Source organism: Lysobacter humi (ex Lee et al. 2017), assembly GCF_054781815.1.
The window spans coordinates 136,289-149,889 of record NZ_BAAGTR010000001.1 but is presented as its reverse complement, the minus strand read 5'-3'; the positions used below and the strand labels follow the sequence as shown (position 1 = coordinate 149,889).

Below are 13,601 nucleotides of genomic sequence, written 5' to 3'. Positions count from 1 at the left end.
AAACCGGGCGCGGGCGGGTGGGGCCGGCCGACGGCTTGCATTCCCCGCGTGCTGCCCCGACGTCGCCCGCATGACCCGCCGCGTGATCCTGCTCCACGGCCTGTGGATGCGCCCCGCTTCGCTCGCCCTGCTGGGCCGGCGCCTCGCCGATGCCGGCTTCGAGCCCGTCGGCCTCGGCTATTCCACCGTGCGCGGCGGCCCGGCCCGCGCGGTGCCGGACCTGATCGAGCTGGCGGGGCAGGGGCCGTGCCACGTCGTCGGGCATTCGCTCGGCGGGCTCGTGGCGCTGACCGCGCTCGAGCAGCGCCCGGCGCTCCCGGTCGAGCGCGTGGTCTGCCTGGGCTCGCCGCTGTGCGGCAGCGCCGCGGCCGCGGGCATCGCGCGCCTGCCGGTCGTCGGGCGCGCGCTCGGGCGCAGCCGCGACCTGCTGCGCGAGGGCTGCCGGCCCTGGACCGGCGCCGCCCGCGTGGGGATGGTCGCGGGCAGCCGGCCCCTGGGGCTCGGGCAGTTCCTCGGCCGGCTCGATGGCGTCTCCGACGGCACCGTGGCCGTGGCGGAGACGCGCCTGGCCGGGCTCGCCGACCACGTCGTGCTGCGCGCGAGCCACACGGGGCTGGCGTTCTCGCCGCAGGTGGCCCGGCAGGTGGTCGCGTTCCTGCGGGAAGGGCGCTTCGAGCGCTGAACCGTCCAGCGTCGTCCGCCTGCCGGCGCGGGGCGATTCGGTAGAATCCGCGCCCTCCATATCCTTCGCCGGACGTCGCAATGGGTCGTGGCCCTTCGATCGAAGCCCGCAAGAACGCCGTCGACGCGCGGCGCGGCAAGATCTTCACCAAAATCATCCGCGAGATCTCGGTCGCCGCGCGCCAGGGCGGCGGCGATCCGTCCGGCAATCCGCGCCTGCGCACGGCCGTCGACAAGGGCCTCGCGGTGAACATGTCGAAGGACGTGATCGAGCGCGCGATCAAGAAGGCGACCGGTGAACTCGAGGGCGTCGAGTACGAGGAGATCCGGTACGAGGGCTATGCGCCGGGCGGCGTCGCCGTGATCGTCGACTGCCTCACCGACAACCGCATCCGCACCGTCGCCGACGTCCGCCATGCCTTCTCCAAGTTCGGCGGCAACCTCGGTACCGACGGCTCGGTCGCCTTCATGTTCCAAAAGCGCGGCGTGATCTGGTTCGAGGCCGGCAGTGACGAGGACCGCATCACCGACGCCGCGATCGAGGCCGGCGCCGAGGACGTCGTCGTGTACCCGGAAGACGGCTCGATCGACGTGCTCACCACGGCTGAGTCGTTCGGCGAGGTCAAGGCCGCGCTCGAGGCGGCCGGCCTGACGCCCGGCGAGGCCGAAGTCACGTACCGCGCCGAGAACGACATCAAGGTCGAGGGTGACACCGCCAAGCAGGTGGCCAAGCTGCTCGCGTGGCTCGAGGACCTCGACGACGTGCAGAACGTCTACTCCAACGCCGAGCTCGGCGAGGACGCCTACGCCTGAGGGCGCAGGCCATCGTGACCCGCATCCTCGGCATCGATCCGGGCTCGCAGCGCACCGGCGTCGGCTTCGTCGACGTCGGCGCAGGCGGCAAGTGCGCCTACGTGCACGCCACCGCGCTCAACCTATTGGGCGCCGAGGATTTCCCGTCGCGCCTGGGGCTGCTGTGCGAGGGACTCGACGCGCTGATCGACGAGTGGACGCCCGACCAGGTCGCGATCGAGAGCGTCTTCATGGACAAGTCCGCGACGTCCGCACTCAAGCTCGGGCATGCGCGCGGCGCGGCGATCGCCACCGTGGTGCGGCGTGGCCTCAAGGTGAGCGAATACGCGCCGCGGCTGATCAAGCAGTCGCTGGTGGGCCGTGGCGCCGCCGACAAGCAGCAGGTCCAGCACATGGTGCGTCTGCTGCTGGGCCTGCCCGAGCAGAAGATGCAGGCCGACGCCGCCGACGCCCTCGCCGTCGCGCTCACCCACGCGCACCTGAGCGCGACCTCGCTGCGCGCCGGCGTCGACGTGGCGCAGCTGCGCCGGCGCGGCGGCTGAGACGCGGCGGTGGCAGCGTTCGCGGCGCGGCAGGCGTACCATCCGCGCCTCACGAGCGGGGCCACGGGCCGATGACCGGACCACAGCACATGATTCGCCGTTCCAGCCCCACGCAACCTGTCGGAGCGCGCCCGTGATCGGTCGCCTGCGCGGCGTGCTCGTGCACAAGCAGCCGCCGTGGCTCATGGTCGAGGTGGCCGGCGGCATCGGCTACGAGCTCGAGGCACCGATGAGCACCTTCTACGACCTGCCCGAGGTCGGCCGCGAGGTCGTGCTGTTCACGCACTATGCGCAGAAGGAAGACTCCGTCGCCCTCTACGCCTTCCTGCGCGAGGGCGAGCGCCGGCTTTTCCGCGAGGTGCAGAAGGTGACCGGCATCGGCGCGAAGATCGCGCTCGCGGTGCTGTCGGCGGTGAGCGTGGACGACTTCGCACGGCTGGTGCAGGCCGGCGATGTCACGGCGCTCACGCGCATTCCCGGCATCGGCAAGAAGACCGCCGAGCGCATCGTGGTCGAGCTGCGCGACCGCGCGGCCGACCTCGCCGGTGTCGGCGCGGCCCTCGGCGTGAACACCGGCGTGCCGGCCGATCCGCAGTCCGAAGCGGTCGTCGCGCTGCAGCAGCTCGGCTACAAGCCGGCGGAGGCGCAGCGCATGGCCAAGGACGCCACCGAGGCCGGCGACGACACCGCGACCATCATCCGTAAGGCGCTAAAGTCCGCGCTCCGCTGAGCCCGGACCCCTCGAGACGCTCCATGGCAGCTCCCGCGAGCACGGATACGCACATGAACGGTGCCGGCCATGCCGGGCACGGGAATGCGGGGCTCGCCGCGCTCGTGGTGGGTGCCGTCGGCGTCGTCTTCGGCGACATCGGCACGAGCCCGCTCTACACCATCCAGGAGATGTTCCATCCGCACTTCGGGCTCACGCCCGACGCGGCGACGGTGAAGGGCCTGCTCTCGCTCGGCTTCTGGTCGCTGATGCTGATCGTCACGCTGAAATACGTCGTGGTGATCATGCGCGCCGACAACGACGGCGAGGGCGGCATCATGGCACTCACCGCGCTCGCCCAACGCTCCCTCGACAAGGGCTCGCGCCTCAGCTACGTGGTGGGCATCCTCGGCATCTTCGGTGCGTCGCTGTTCTTCGGTGACGGCATGATCACGCCGCCGGTCACGGTGCTCGGCGCGGTGCAGGGCCTGGGCGTGATCTCGCCCGCGTTCACCCGCGCGATCGTGCCGATCAGCGTGGTCATCCTGATCATCCTGTTCTCGTTCCAGCGCTACGGCACCGCGAAGGTCGGCAAGGCGTTCGGGCCGATCATGATCACGTGGTTCGTCGCGATCGCCGCACTCGGCATCTGGAACATCGCGCAGAACCCGATCGTTCTGCGCGCGCTGAACCCGTACTGGGCGTGGAACTTCTTCGCCACGCACGACTGGCACGCGCTGCTGATCCTCGGCGCGGTAGTGCTCACCGTGACCGGCGGCGAGGCGCTGTATGCCGACATGGGCCACTTCGGCAAGCGCCCGATCCGCTGGGGCTGGTTCGGCTTCGTGCTGCCGGCGCTGGTGCTGAACTACTACGGGCAGGGCGCGGTGCTGCTGGAGAATCCGCGCGCGGTCGCCAATCCGTTCTACATGGCGGTGCCCGGCTGGGCGCAGATGCCGATGGTCTGCCTGGCGACGCTCGCCGCCGCCATCGCCTCGCAGGCGGTGATCACCGGGGCGTTCTCGGTGACGCGGCAGGCGGTGCAGCTCGGCTACCTGCCGCGGCTCTCGATCCGCCACACCTCGCGCGAGACGATCGGCCAGATCTACGTGCCGTCGATCAACTGGATGCTGCTCGGCGCGACGATCATCCTCACGCTCTCGTTCCGCTCGACCACCAACCTCGCCACGGCCTACGGACTGTCGGTGACCGGCACGATGCTGATCGACACGCTGCTGCTGGCGGTCGTCGCCTACACGCGCTGGCCGGATTCGCGCAGGTGGGTGCTGCCGCTTTGCGGCCTGTTCTTCCTCGTCGACATGGCGTTCCTGATCGCGAACGGCGCCAAGCTCTTTTCGGGCATCGGCGCCTGGGTGCCGCTGTTCATCGGCATCGGCGCCTTCACGATGATGCGCACCTGGCGCCGCGGCCGCGAGCTGCTGCGCGAGGAGGTCCGCAAGGAAGGCATCCAGCTCGACACGTTCCTGCCGGGACTCATGCTCGCCCCGCCGGTGCGCGTGCCCGGCACCGCGGTATTCCTCACCGCCGACCGGGGCGTCGTGCCCCAGGCCTTCCTGCACAACCTCAAGCACAACAAGGTGCTGCACGAGCGCAACGTCTTCCTCACGGCCGAGACGCTTACCGTGCCGGTCGCGCCGAAGGAGAAGAAGCTGCGCATCGACTCGATCGGCGAGGACTTCTACCGCGTCACCCTCAAGTTCGGTTTCATGGAGACGCCGGACGTGCCGCTGGCGCTGATGCGCTCCTGCGACAAGGGCGGCATCCATTTCGATCCGATGGACACCACCTATTTCGCGAGCCGCGAGACCGTGGTGGCCAGCCGCCACCGCGGCAACATGCCGGTCTGGCGCGACAAGCTGTTCGCGCTCATGCACCGCAACGCAGCGCCGGCCACCGGCTTCTTCCGGATTCCCGGCAACCGCCTGGTCGAGCTGGGCGCGCAGGTCGAGATCTGAGCGGCCGTCGCATCGGGTGATCCGCGCCGGGCCATAATCGCCGGATGACCGAGAACCGCATCATCGCCGCCGGCGCCACGAACGAGGACGCCGCGGTCGAAGCCTCCATCCGCCCCAAGCGCCTCGCCGAATACCTCGGCCAGGCCCCGGTGCGCGAGCAGATGGGGATCTACATCGAGGCCGCGAAGGGCCGCGGCGAGGCGCTCGACCACGTGCTGATCTTCGGCCCGCCGGGCCTGGGCAAGACCACGCTGAGCCAGGTGATCGCCAACGAGCTCGGCGTGAACCTGCGGCAGACCTCGGGCCCGGTGATCGAGAAGGCCGGCGACCTCGCCGCGCTGCTCACCAACCTGCAGCCGCACGACGTGCTGTTCGTCGACGAGATCCATCGCCTCTCGCCGCTGGTCGAGGAAGTGCTGTATCCGGCGATGGAGGACTTCCAGCTCGACATCATGATCGGCGAGGGCCCCGCGGCCCGCTCGATCAAGATCGACCTGCCGCCGTTCACGCTGATCGGCGCGACGACCCGCGCGGGCCTGCTTACCGCGCCACTGCGCGACCGCTTCGGCATCGTGCAGCGCCTGGAGTTCTACACGGCCGAAGAACTCACCAAGATCGTGCAGCGCTCGGCGCAGATCCTCGGCATCAGCTGCACGCCGGACGGCGCCGGCGAGATCGCGCGGCGCTCGCGTGGCACGCCGCGCATCGCCAATCGCCTGCTCCGGCGCGTGCGCGACTTCGCGCAGGTGCGCGGCGACGGCACGATCACCTCGGAAACGGCGTTCGAGTCGATGACCATGCTCAAGGTCGATCCGGAAGGTTTCGACGAGCTCGACCGGCGCCTGCTCGGCACCATCATCGGCTCGTTCGACGGCGGCCCGGTCGGCGTGGAATCGCTCGCCGCGGCGCTGAGCGAGGAGCGCGGCACGCTCGAGGACGTGGTCGAGCCGTTCCTGATCCAGCAGGGCTACCTGATCCGCACCGCGCGCGGCCGCATGGCGGCGCCGAAGGCCTATCGGCACCTCGGTTTCACCCCGCGTGCGAAGGCGCCGGACCTGTTCGAGCCACCGGCGACGCCGCAGGTCGATTGAGCCGCCGCGGCGGGACGCAGATCCGATGCCGCGGCAACGCGCCGCCGCGCGCTGCACGATCCGCATGCCCGCGTCACCCCTGGCACAGGTGCGCGGCATCGCGCCCCGGCCGCGGCCCGGCGGAACCTCGTTCCGCATGGATCGTGCCCCGCTCGCATCCGCCGCACATCACCCCGCATGCGTCGCGGCAGGGAGGATCCAGCGCCCGCACCGCTACTGCAGCGCGCATCGATGCCCGCTGAACCGCGGCCGGGGCTGCGCGTCCACCCGTGACGGCCGTCGCGGGTAGACTGGGCGGCCCCCACCGCCACGCCCGCACCTGCGCGGGCGCCGCGACATGCCGAGCCCCTTCAGCCTGCCGGTCCGCATCTACTGGGAAGACACCGACGCCGGCGGCGTGGTCTACCACGCGCAGTACCTCGCCTTCATGGAGCGCGCGCGCTCGGACTGGATGCGCCACCACGGCCACGGCCAGGAGGCGCTGCGCCGGGCCGGCGTCGTCTTCGTCGTCCGCGCGATGACGATCGACTTCCTCAGACCTGCCCGCCTCGACGATGCGTTGGAGGTGGGCGTGGAGCTTGTCGACTGCCGCCGCGCCAGCCTGATCTTCCGGCAGGCGATCCTGCGCGGCGGGGAACGCCTGCTCGACGCCACGGTCAGAATCGCGTCGCTCGATGCCGCGAGTTTCCGCCCGATGCCCATTCCCGCCGACCTGCATGCCGCGCTGAAGGCCCTGCAGGCCCCGTCCACCGGAGGGCCGGACGCCCGGCCCGGAGATTCCGCATGACCGTAATGCCCCGCATCCGCCCGTCCATCACCCGTCCGGAGGGTCGTCGATGAGCCTGCTGCCGATGCTGCAGTCCGCGACCGCCGTGCAGGCGCTTCCCGAGAGCGCGGCCGTCGACGCGCAGCCGCTCGCCGAGACCGCGCAGGCCGCCACGGCGGCCGCGGGTGCGGCCGCGCCGGCGTCGCTCGACTGGGCGCGGCTCATCGGCGAGGCCAGCCTGCCGGTGCAGCTGATCATGGCGCTGCTCGTGGTCGCCTCGATCGCCTCGTGGGTGATCATCTTCCGCAAGCGCGCGCTGCTGCGCCGCGCCGCGCGCGAGGCCGAGCAGTTCGAGGAGCGCTTCTGGTCCGGCGCGGAGCTCACCAAGCTCTACGAGGGCGCCACGGGCCGGGGCCGCGACATCGCCGGCATGGAGGCTATCTTCGAAGCAGGCTTCCGCGACTTCAACCGCCTGCGCCAGCGCAAGGGCGTGGACCCGCGCACGCAGCTCGAAGGCGCGCAGCGCGCGATGCGCGCGACCGCCTCGCGCGAGCTCGACGGGCTGGAACACAATCTCGAGCTGCTCGCGAACATCGGCTCGACCGCGCCCTACATCGGTCTCGTCGGCACGGTGTTCGGCATCATGGTGACGATGCACCAGCTCGCCAACAGCGGGCAGCAGGTGGGCATCAAGGACGTCGCGCCCGGCATCTCCGAGGCGCTGCTCGCCACCGCGATCGGCCTGTTCGTCGCGATTCCCGCAGTCTGGGCCTACAACCGCTTCGCCACCGCGGTGGAGCGGCTCGCGAGCCGGTATGAGGCGTTCGCCGAGGAGTTCTCCTCGATCCTGCAGCGGCAGGCGCACCTGGAAGGTTGAGGCCATGTCGATCGCACTGCGGCGCCATCGCAAGCGCAAGCTCAAGAGCGAGATCAACGTCGTGCCCTACATCGACGTGATGCTCGTGCTGCTGGTGATCTTCATGATCACCGCGCCGCTGCTGAACCTCGGCGTCGACATCGACCTGCCGAAGTCGAACGCGAAGTCGCTGCAGCAGAAGACCGACCCGGTGGTGGTGCAGGTCGATGCGGACGGCAACTACACGCTGATCGTGAAGGCCGGCACCAAGGAGGCGGTGACCGCCGCGGACCTGACGTCGCGCCTGTCGGCCATCGTGGCCGAGAACCCGGAGGCGCAGGTGCTGATCGGCGCGGACGGCAGCGCGAGCTACCAGACGGTCACCGAGGCGATCGACGTGCTCAAGGACGCCGGCGTCGACAAGGTCTCGCTGATCAGCGCCCCGAAGGACACCACGAAGTGAGGAACGACACCGCCGACACCGCGCGCGCCGTCGTGCTGGCGGTGCTGGTGCATCTGGCGATCGTCGGGCTGTTCGTGCTGTCGATGTGGTGGGCGGATCGCACGCGCCCGGCCGAGGCGGCGGGCGGCATGGCCGCGGACGTCGTCGAGGCGAGCGCGCTGAGCGGCGCAATGCAGCGCACGCTGCGGCAGGAGGCCGAGCCCATCGAGCCGCCGGAACCGGAGCCCGAACCCGAGCCGGAGCCCGAGGCGGCACCGCCCGAGGCCCAGCCCGAGCCGCAGGCGATGCTCCCGCAGCCCGAGGACGTCGACCAGGACGAGGTGGTCGACGCACCCACGCCGCTCGCGGCCACCGATTCGAAGGAGCAGGAAGAGAAGCGCCGGCAGGCGCAGGTCGACCTCACCACACCGCCGAAGCAGCGCGAGCAGCAGGCGACCCCGCCGCCGCAGCAGGTTGACGAGGCCCGCCTCGCCGCGATCCGGCGCCAGCGCGCCGCGCAGATCCGCGAGCAGCGCCTCGCCGCCGAACGCGCGCAGCAGGTCGCCGAGCTGCGCGAGCGGCAGGGGGGGAGTGCCGCGGAGGAATCGGCGCGTTCGGACGCAGCCGCGAGCGGAGGCGACAGCAGTGACCTGCAGGCACGCTACGTGGCCGCGCTATCGGAGGCGATCCGCGCCAAGTGGAAGCGGCCGGGCAACATCGACCGCGTCGCCGGGCTGTGCCGCCTCGTGATCACGCAGAGCCCTGGGGGCCTCGTGCGAGAGGCGCGCACGGAGGAGCCCTGCAGCTACGACGAGGCCGCACGGCGCTCGATCGAGAGCGCCGTGCTGATGGCGCAGCCGCTGCCGTACGAAGGGTTCGAAAGCGTCTTCAAGCGGGATATCGCCTTCCGCTTCCGTGACGAGTGAGCCCGTGATTCAGGCGTGAGCAAGCCCGTGCTCGGAAACTGTTAAGGTTGTTCAGCTGCCCACCGGTGAAATGATGCGGATCCTCGTCGCGCTCCTCCTCGCCCTGCTGACCGCGCCGCTGACGGCGCTCGCGCAGAACCGTCTCGAGGTCGACATCGTCGGCGCCAACGCCGCCGCGCTCCCGATCGCCGTGGTGCCGATGGCCTACCAGGGCGGCAACGCACCCTCGACCGATGTCGCCGGGGTGATCGCCGCGGACCTCGCCCGCTCGGGCCAGTTCCGGCCGATGCCCGAGGCGAGCCTGCCCGAGCGTCCGGCGCGCAGCGAGCAGCTGAACTATCCGGCGTGGCGCGCGGTGAACCAGGACTACGTGGTCGTCGGGCGCGTGCTCGACGCCGAGGGCGGCGCCTACCGCGTCGAATACGAGCTGCTCGACGTCGCCCGCCAGACGCGCCTGCTCGGCTTCGCGATGACCGCGCGCGGCAATGCGATGCGCGACGTCGCCCACCAGATCGCCGACGCGATCTACGAGAAGATCCTCGGCGTGCGCGGCGCGTTCTACACGCGGATCGCCTACGTCACCGCGAGCGGTACCGGCGGCGGCGCGCGCTACGCGCTGGTGATCGCCGACAGCGACGGCTACAACCCGCAGACCGTCGTGCGCTCGACCGAGCCGCTGCTCTCGCCGTCGTGGAGCCCCGACGGCGCCCGCCTGGCCTACGTCGGCTTCGAGGGCGGCAGCTCGGCGATCTACATCCAGACCATCGCCACCGGCGCACGCGAGAAGATCGCGCAGTTCCGCGGCATCAACGGCGCCCCCGATTTCTCGCCGGACGGCCGGCGTCTGGCGATGACGCTCTCGCGCACCGGCAATCCCGAGATCTATGTGATGGACCTCGGCAGCCGCGGCCTCACCCAGCTCACCAGCCACTTCGGCATCGACACCGAGCCGACCTGGAGCGCGGACGGTTCGCGGATCTACTTCACCTCCGACCGCGGCGGGCGTCCGCAGATCTACCAGGTCGGCGCGGGCGGCGGCAGCGCCACGCGCGTGAGCTTCAGCGGCACCTACAACGCGAGCCCGACCGTCTCCTTCGACGGCAAGAAGATCGCGACCGCGCAGGGCGCCGGCAACGTCTACCGCATCGCGCTGATGGATTCGAGCGTCGGCGGCGCACGCTGGAACCTGCTCTCGCCGGGCTCGCTCGACGAGTCGCCGAGCTTCGCCCCGAACGGCGCGATGCTCGTCTACGCCGCGCGCGAAGGCGGCCGCGGCGTGCTCTACACCGTTTCCGGCGATGCGCGCGTGCGCCTGCGGCTGCCCACCGACGGCGACGTGCGCGAGCCGACCTGGGGCCCGTACCGCACGGCCCGCTGACCGACCGTCACCCCGATCGAACCCTGAAGAAGGAACGACCATGGATATCCGCTCCGCCAGCAAGCTCGTCGTCGTCGCGACCCTCTGCACGCTCGCCATGGCGTGCTCGAAGAAGGTCAAGGAAGCCCCGCCGGTCGACAACGGCGCCGGCACCGGCACCACCCAGCCGGGCATCGTGACCCCGCCGTCGACCTCGGGCCTTTACGGCCCCGGCGACCTCGATACGGACAGCTGCCTGCGCCAGCGCGTCGTCTACTTCGACCTCGACCAGGACACGCTGAAGCCCGAGTTCCAGAGCATCGTGAACTGCCACGCGAAGTACCTGCGCGACCGGCCGTCCTCGCGCATGGCGCTCGAGGGCCATGCCGACGAGCGCGGCTCGCGCGAGTACAACCTCGGCCTCGGCGAGCGCCGCGCGGGCGCGATCTCGTCGGCCCTGCAGGCCGCCGGCGGCTCGGGCGGGCAGATCACCGCCAACAGCTACGGCGAGGAGAAGCCGGTCTGCACCGAGTCCGGCGAGGACTGCTGGTCGCGCAACCGCCGCGTCGAGATCACCTACCGCGAGCGCTGATCGGCGCGGAACGCATCACCGACGGGCCGCCTCGCGCGGCCCGTTTCCGTTTGAGGTCGTCGGCGGAACCCGCCATGGCATCCGCGTGGCCGGAAGGGTGCCGAGGACGGTCGGCTCAGGCGGCGCGGAGGATTCAGCGGCCGGCTGGCCCGGCCGGTCGGCGCCGCCGCATACTCCCCGCTCCCCTGGCTCCCGGCATCGCGATGCGCCCGATCCTGTCCGTCCTCGCCGCCGCGCTTCTGGTCGCGCTCGCGCCGTCCGCCCACGCACAACGCGCGAGCCTCGCCGACCGCGTGGCGATTCTCGAGCAGCGCTCGCTCAACACGCAGGGCAACACCGACCTTCTCAACCAGCTCGCGCAGCTGCGCAGCGAGGTGCAGGCGCTGCGTTCGCAGGTCGAGGAGCTGCAGCAGGCCAACGAGCAGCTGCGCTCCACCCAGCGCGCGATGGATGCCGACACCGACAGCCGCCTGCAGCGGCTCGAAGGGGGCGGCCCGCGCGCGGCATCACCGGGCGCCACGCCTGCGGCAACGGCCGCTTCGACGGTTCCGCCGACGGTCGCGCCGCGGCGCGTTGCGACGCCCACCACGCCGTCCGCGACGAGCCGCCCCGCGCCGGTGCGCACCGGCGCGACGTCCGCGATCCCCACGGGCGCCGAACTCGACGCCTACAACGTCGCCTTCGATGCCCTGAAGGCCGGTCGCTACGCCGACGCCTCGCGCCTGTTCGCCGACTTCCTCGACCGCTATCCGGGCGGCGTGTACGCCCCCAACGGCTTTTACTGGCTCGGCGAGAGCTACTACGCCACCCGCAACTATGCGCTGGCGCTGGAGCAGTTCGAGCAGCTCCTCGACCGCTTCCCGACCCACGACAAGGCGCCCGGTGCGTTGCTCAAGCTCGGGCTCACCCGGCTCAGCCTGCGGCAGGACGACGCCGCGCGCGCCGCCTTCGCCGAGGTGGTCGAGCGCTATCCCGGCACCGACGCCGCCCGCTCGGCCGCCGAGCGCCTGCAGGCCCTCGGCGCGCGCTGAGGCCGCGGTACAGCCGCGCCGTGGAGCGTGGCGCTAAAATCGCCGGATGAGCCTGTCCGCCCCCGCGGTCGTCGCGGCCGCCGAGCGGCTGCGCCTGACCGAGATCTTCCTGTCGCTTCAGGGCGAGTCGAATTCCGTCGGCTGGCCCACGGTCTTCGTGCGCCTGACCGGCTGCCCGCTGCGCTGCCAGTACTGCGACACCACCTATTCGTTCCACGGCGGCGACTGGTGGGAGATCGACGCGATCCTGGCCGAGGTCGCGCGTCTGGGCGTGCGCCATGTCTGCGTGACCGGCGGCGAGCCGCTCGCGCAGAAGCGGTGCCTGGTCCTGCTGCAACGCCTGTGCGACGCGGGGTACATGGTCTCGCTGGAGACCTCGGGCGCGCTCGACATCGGCGCCGTCGACCCGCGCGTCTCGCGCGTGGTCGACATCAAGACGCCGGGCTCGGCCGAGGTGCACCGCAACCGCTGGGAGAACATTCCGCTGCTCACGCCCCGCGACGAGGTCAAGTTCGTGATCTGCTCGCGCGAGGACTACGAGTGGTCGCGCGGGATCGTCGCCGAGCACGCGCTCCCCGCGCGCTGCGATGTGCTGTTCTCGCCGAGCCATGGCCAGGTGGCGCCGCGCGACCTCGCGCAATGGATCGTCGACGATCGCCTGCCGGTACGGTTCCAGCTGCAACTGCACAAGGTGCTGTGGGGCGAGGAGCCGGGACGCTAGCGCCCCCGGTCGCCCCTGCGCCGCAAGCCCACCTGCGGCCGCATCGCTGCGCACGACCCGATTCCCTCCGCGCCGTCCTGCGCATTCCTGCCGAACCGATCGACCATGTCCGCATCGCCCCGCAAAGCCGTCGTCCTCCTTTCGGGCGGCATGGATTCCGCTGTCGTCGTGGCGATCGCGAAGGCGCAGGGTTTCGAGGTGCACGCGCTGAGCGTGCGCTATGGCCAGCGGCATACGTCCGAGCTCGACGCCGCCAAGCGGGTCGCGCACGCACTTGGCGCGGCGCACAAGGTGGTGGACGTCGACCTGCGCAGCATCGGCGGCTCCGCACTCACGGATGCCGCCATCGACGTGCCCACCGCGGGCGACAGCGGCGATGCGATCCCGGTCACCTACGTGCCGGCGCGCAACACCATCATGCTGTCGCTCGCGCTCGGCTGGGCCGAGGTACTGGGCGCGGCGGACCTGTTCTGCGGCGTCAATGCGGTCGACTATTCGGGCTATCCCGACTGCCGTCCCGAGTTCATCGCCGCGTTCGAGCGGCTCGCGAACCTCGCGACGAAGGCGGGGGTCGAGGGTGCCGGCCTGCGCGTGCACGCGCCGCTGCAGCACATGAGCAAGGCCGACATCGTGCGCGAGGGCCTTCGCCTGGGCGTCGACTTCCACCTGACGGTCTCCTGCTACCAGGCCGACGCGCAGGGCCGCGCCTGCGGGCGCTGCGACGCCTGCCGCCTGCGCGCGCAGGGCTTCGAGGCGGCCGGCGCGGCGGACCAGACGCGCTACGCCGCCGTCCATGAAGGCGGGGACCAAGTGGGGTAAGATCGCGCCCCCGGCGCAGCCGGCGCCGGTCCGTCCGGTGGCGTGGGTCGTTAGCTCAGTCGGTAGAGCATCGGACTTTTAATCCGCTGGTCGATGGTTCGAATCCATCACGACCCACCATTCGTGCATGCCGCACGTGCGCCGCATCGCCTCCGCGTGCGCTTCATGACACGCACCGGCCATCGGCTCGGCATCCACGGGCTGCCGCTGCGAGGCGGCATCGGCGCGCCGTCCAGACGTGGCCTGCCGCCGTTCATCCGCGCCGGATGCGACATTCAG

Annotated in this window: 15 protein-coding genes and 1 tRNA gene; all 16 read left to right on the top strand. The window is 71.2% G+C overall.

Translation table 11 applies throughout. The features are described 5' to 3' along the window. Window positions 1–70 precede the first annotated feature (70 nt). The 16 genes from ACYVJJ_RS00645 (at window position 71) to ACYVJJ_RS00570 (ending at window position 13,442) form a co-directional block, all read left to right on the top strand. On the top strand, window positions 71–682 hold the full coding sequence (locus tag ACYVJJ_RS00645; protein WP_460830277.1) for an alpha/beta fold hydrolase: 612 nt from the start codon (window positions 71–73) through the stop codon (window positions 680–682). 80 nt (window positions 683–762) lie between these two features. Continuing rightward, window positions 763–1,494: a YebC/PmpR family DNA-binding transcriptional regulator gene (locus ACYVJJ_RS00640; RefSeq protein WP_460830275.1), complete on the top strand. Its 732-nt coding sequence runs from the start codon at window positions 763–765 to the stop codon at window positions 1,492–1,494. Window positions 1,495–1,508: 14 nt separating this feature from the next. Further along, window positions 1,509–2,036: a crossover junction endodeoxyribonuclease RuvC gene (gene ruvC / locus ACYVJJ_RS00635; RefSeq protein ID WP_460830274.1), complete on the top strand. Its 528-nt coding sequence runs from the start codon at window positions 1,509–1,511 to the stop codon at window positions 2,034–2,036. A 133-nt stretch (window positions 2,037–2,169) separates the two neighbouring features. Continuing rightward, window positions 2,170–2,766 carry a Holliday junction branch migration protein RuvA gene (gene ruvA, locus ACYVJJ_RS00630; RefSeq protein ID WP_460830273.1) on the top strand — a complete coding sequence of 199 codons (597 nt, stop codon included), beginning with the start codon at window positions 2,170–2,172 and terminating at the stop codon, window positions 2,764–2,766. Window positions 2,767–2,819: 53 nt separating this feature from the next. After that, window positions 2,820–4,721, top strand: coding sequence for a potassium transporter Kup (locus ACYVJJ_RS00625; protein ID WP_460830271.1), 1,902 nt, complete (start codon window positions 2,820–2,822; stop codon window positions 4,719–4,721). Window positions 4,722–4,765: 44 nt separating this feature from the next. Continuing rightward, entirely contained in the window at window positions 4,766–5,812 is a 1,047-nt protein-coding gene (ruvB, locus tag ACYVJJ_RS00620) for a Holliday junction branch migration DNA helicase RuvB (protein ID WP_460830269.1), read from the top strand. 337 nt (window positions 5,813–6,149) lie between these two features. Then, window positions 6,150–6,599, top strand: coding sequence for a tol-pal system-associated acyl-CoA thioesterase (ybgC, locus tag ACYVJJ_RS00615; RefSeq protein WP_460830268.1), 450 nt, complete (start codon window positions 6,150–6,152; stop codon window positions 6,597–6,599). 64 nt (window positions 6,600–6,663) lie between these two features. Beyond that, a complete protein-coding gene (tolQ, locus tag ACYVJJ_RS00610) occupies window positions 6,664–7,455 on the top strand; it encodes a protein TolQ (protein WP_460830860.1) in 792 nt (263 codons plus the stop codon). 4 nt (window positions 7,456–7,459) lie between these two features. Then, complete coding sequence (gene tolR / locus ACYVJJ_RS00605; protein WP_460830267.1) at window positions 7,460–7,897, top strand: protein TolR; 438 nt, start codon at window positions 7,460–7,462, stop codon at window positions 7,895–7,897. After that, entirely contained in the window at window positions 7,894–8,802 is a 909-nt protein-coding gene (locus tag ACYVJJ_RS00600) for a cell envelope integrity TolA family protein (RefSeq protein WP_460830265.1), read from the top strand. The genes tolR and ACYVJJ_RS00600 overlap by 4 nt, the downstream gene beginning before the upstream one ends. 70 nt (window positions 8,803–8,872) lie before the next feature. Then, complete coding sequence (gene tolB / locus ACYVJJ_RS00595) at window positions 8,873–10,180, top strand: Tol-Pal system beta propeller repeat protein TolB (RefSeq protein WP_460830264.1); 1,308 nt, start codon at window positions 8,873–8,875, stop codon at window positions 10,178–10,180. Window positions 10,181–10,220: 40 nt separating this feature from the next. Further along, window positions 10,221–10,751, top strand: a complete 531-nt coding sequence (gene pal / locus ACYVJJ_RS00590) for a peptidoglycan-associated lipoprotein Pal (RefSeq protein ID WP_460830262.1) — start codon at window positions 10,221–10,223, stop codon at window positions 10,749–10,751. A gap of 203 nt (window positions 10,752–10,954) precedes the next feature. Continuing rightward, window positions 10,955–11,782 carry a tol-pal system protein YbgF gene (gene ybgF, locus ACYVJJ_RS00585; protein ID WP_460830260.1) on the top strand — a complete coding sequence of 276 codons (828 nt, stop codon included), beginning with the start codon at window positions 10,955–10,957 and terminating at the stop codon, window positions 11,780–11,782. A 46-nt stretch (window positions 11,783–11,828) separates the two neighbouring features. Further along, window positions 11,829–12,503 (top strand): 7-carboxy-7-deazaguanine synthase QueE, encoded by a 675-nt coding sequence (gene queE, locus ACYVJJ_RS00580; RefSeq protein ID WP_460830259.1) that lies wholly within the window; start codon window positions 11,829–11,831, stop codon window positions 12,501–12,503. A gap of 105 nt (window positions 12,504–12,608) precedes the next feature. Next, window positions 12,609–13,322: a 7-cyano-7-deazaguanine synthase QueC gene (gene queC, locus ACYVJJ_RS00575; protein ID WP_460830257.1), complete on the top strand. Its 714-nt coding sequence runs from the start codon at window positions 12,609–12,611 to the stop codon at window positions 13,320–13,322. A 44-nt stretch (window positions 13,323–13,366) separates the two neighbouring features. Next, window positions 13,367–13,442: transfer RNA gene (locus ACYVJJ_RS00570), tRNA-Lys, on the top strand. Window positions 13,443–13,601 lie beyond the last annotated feature (159 nt).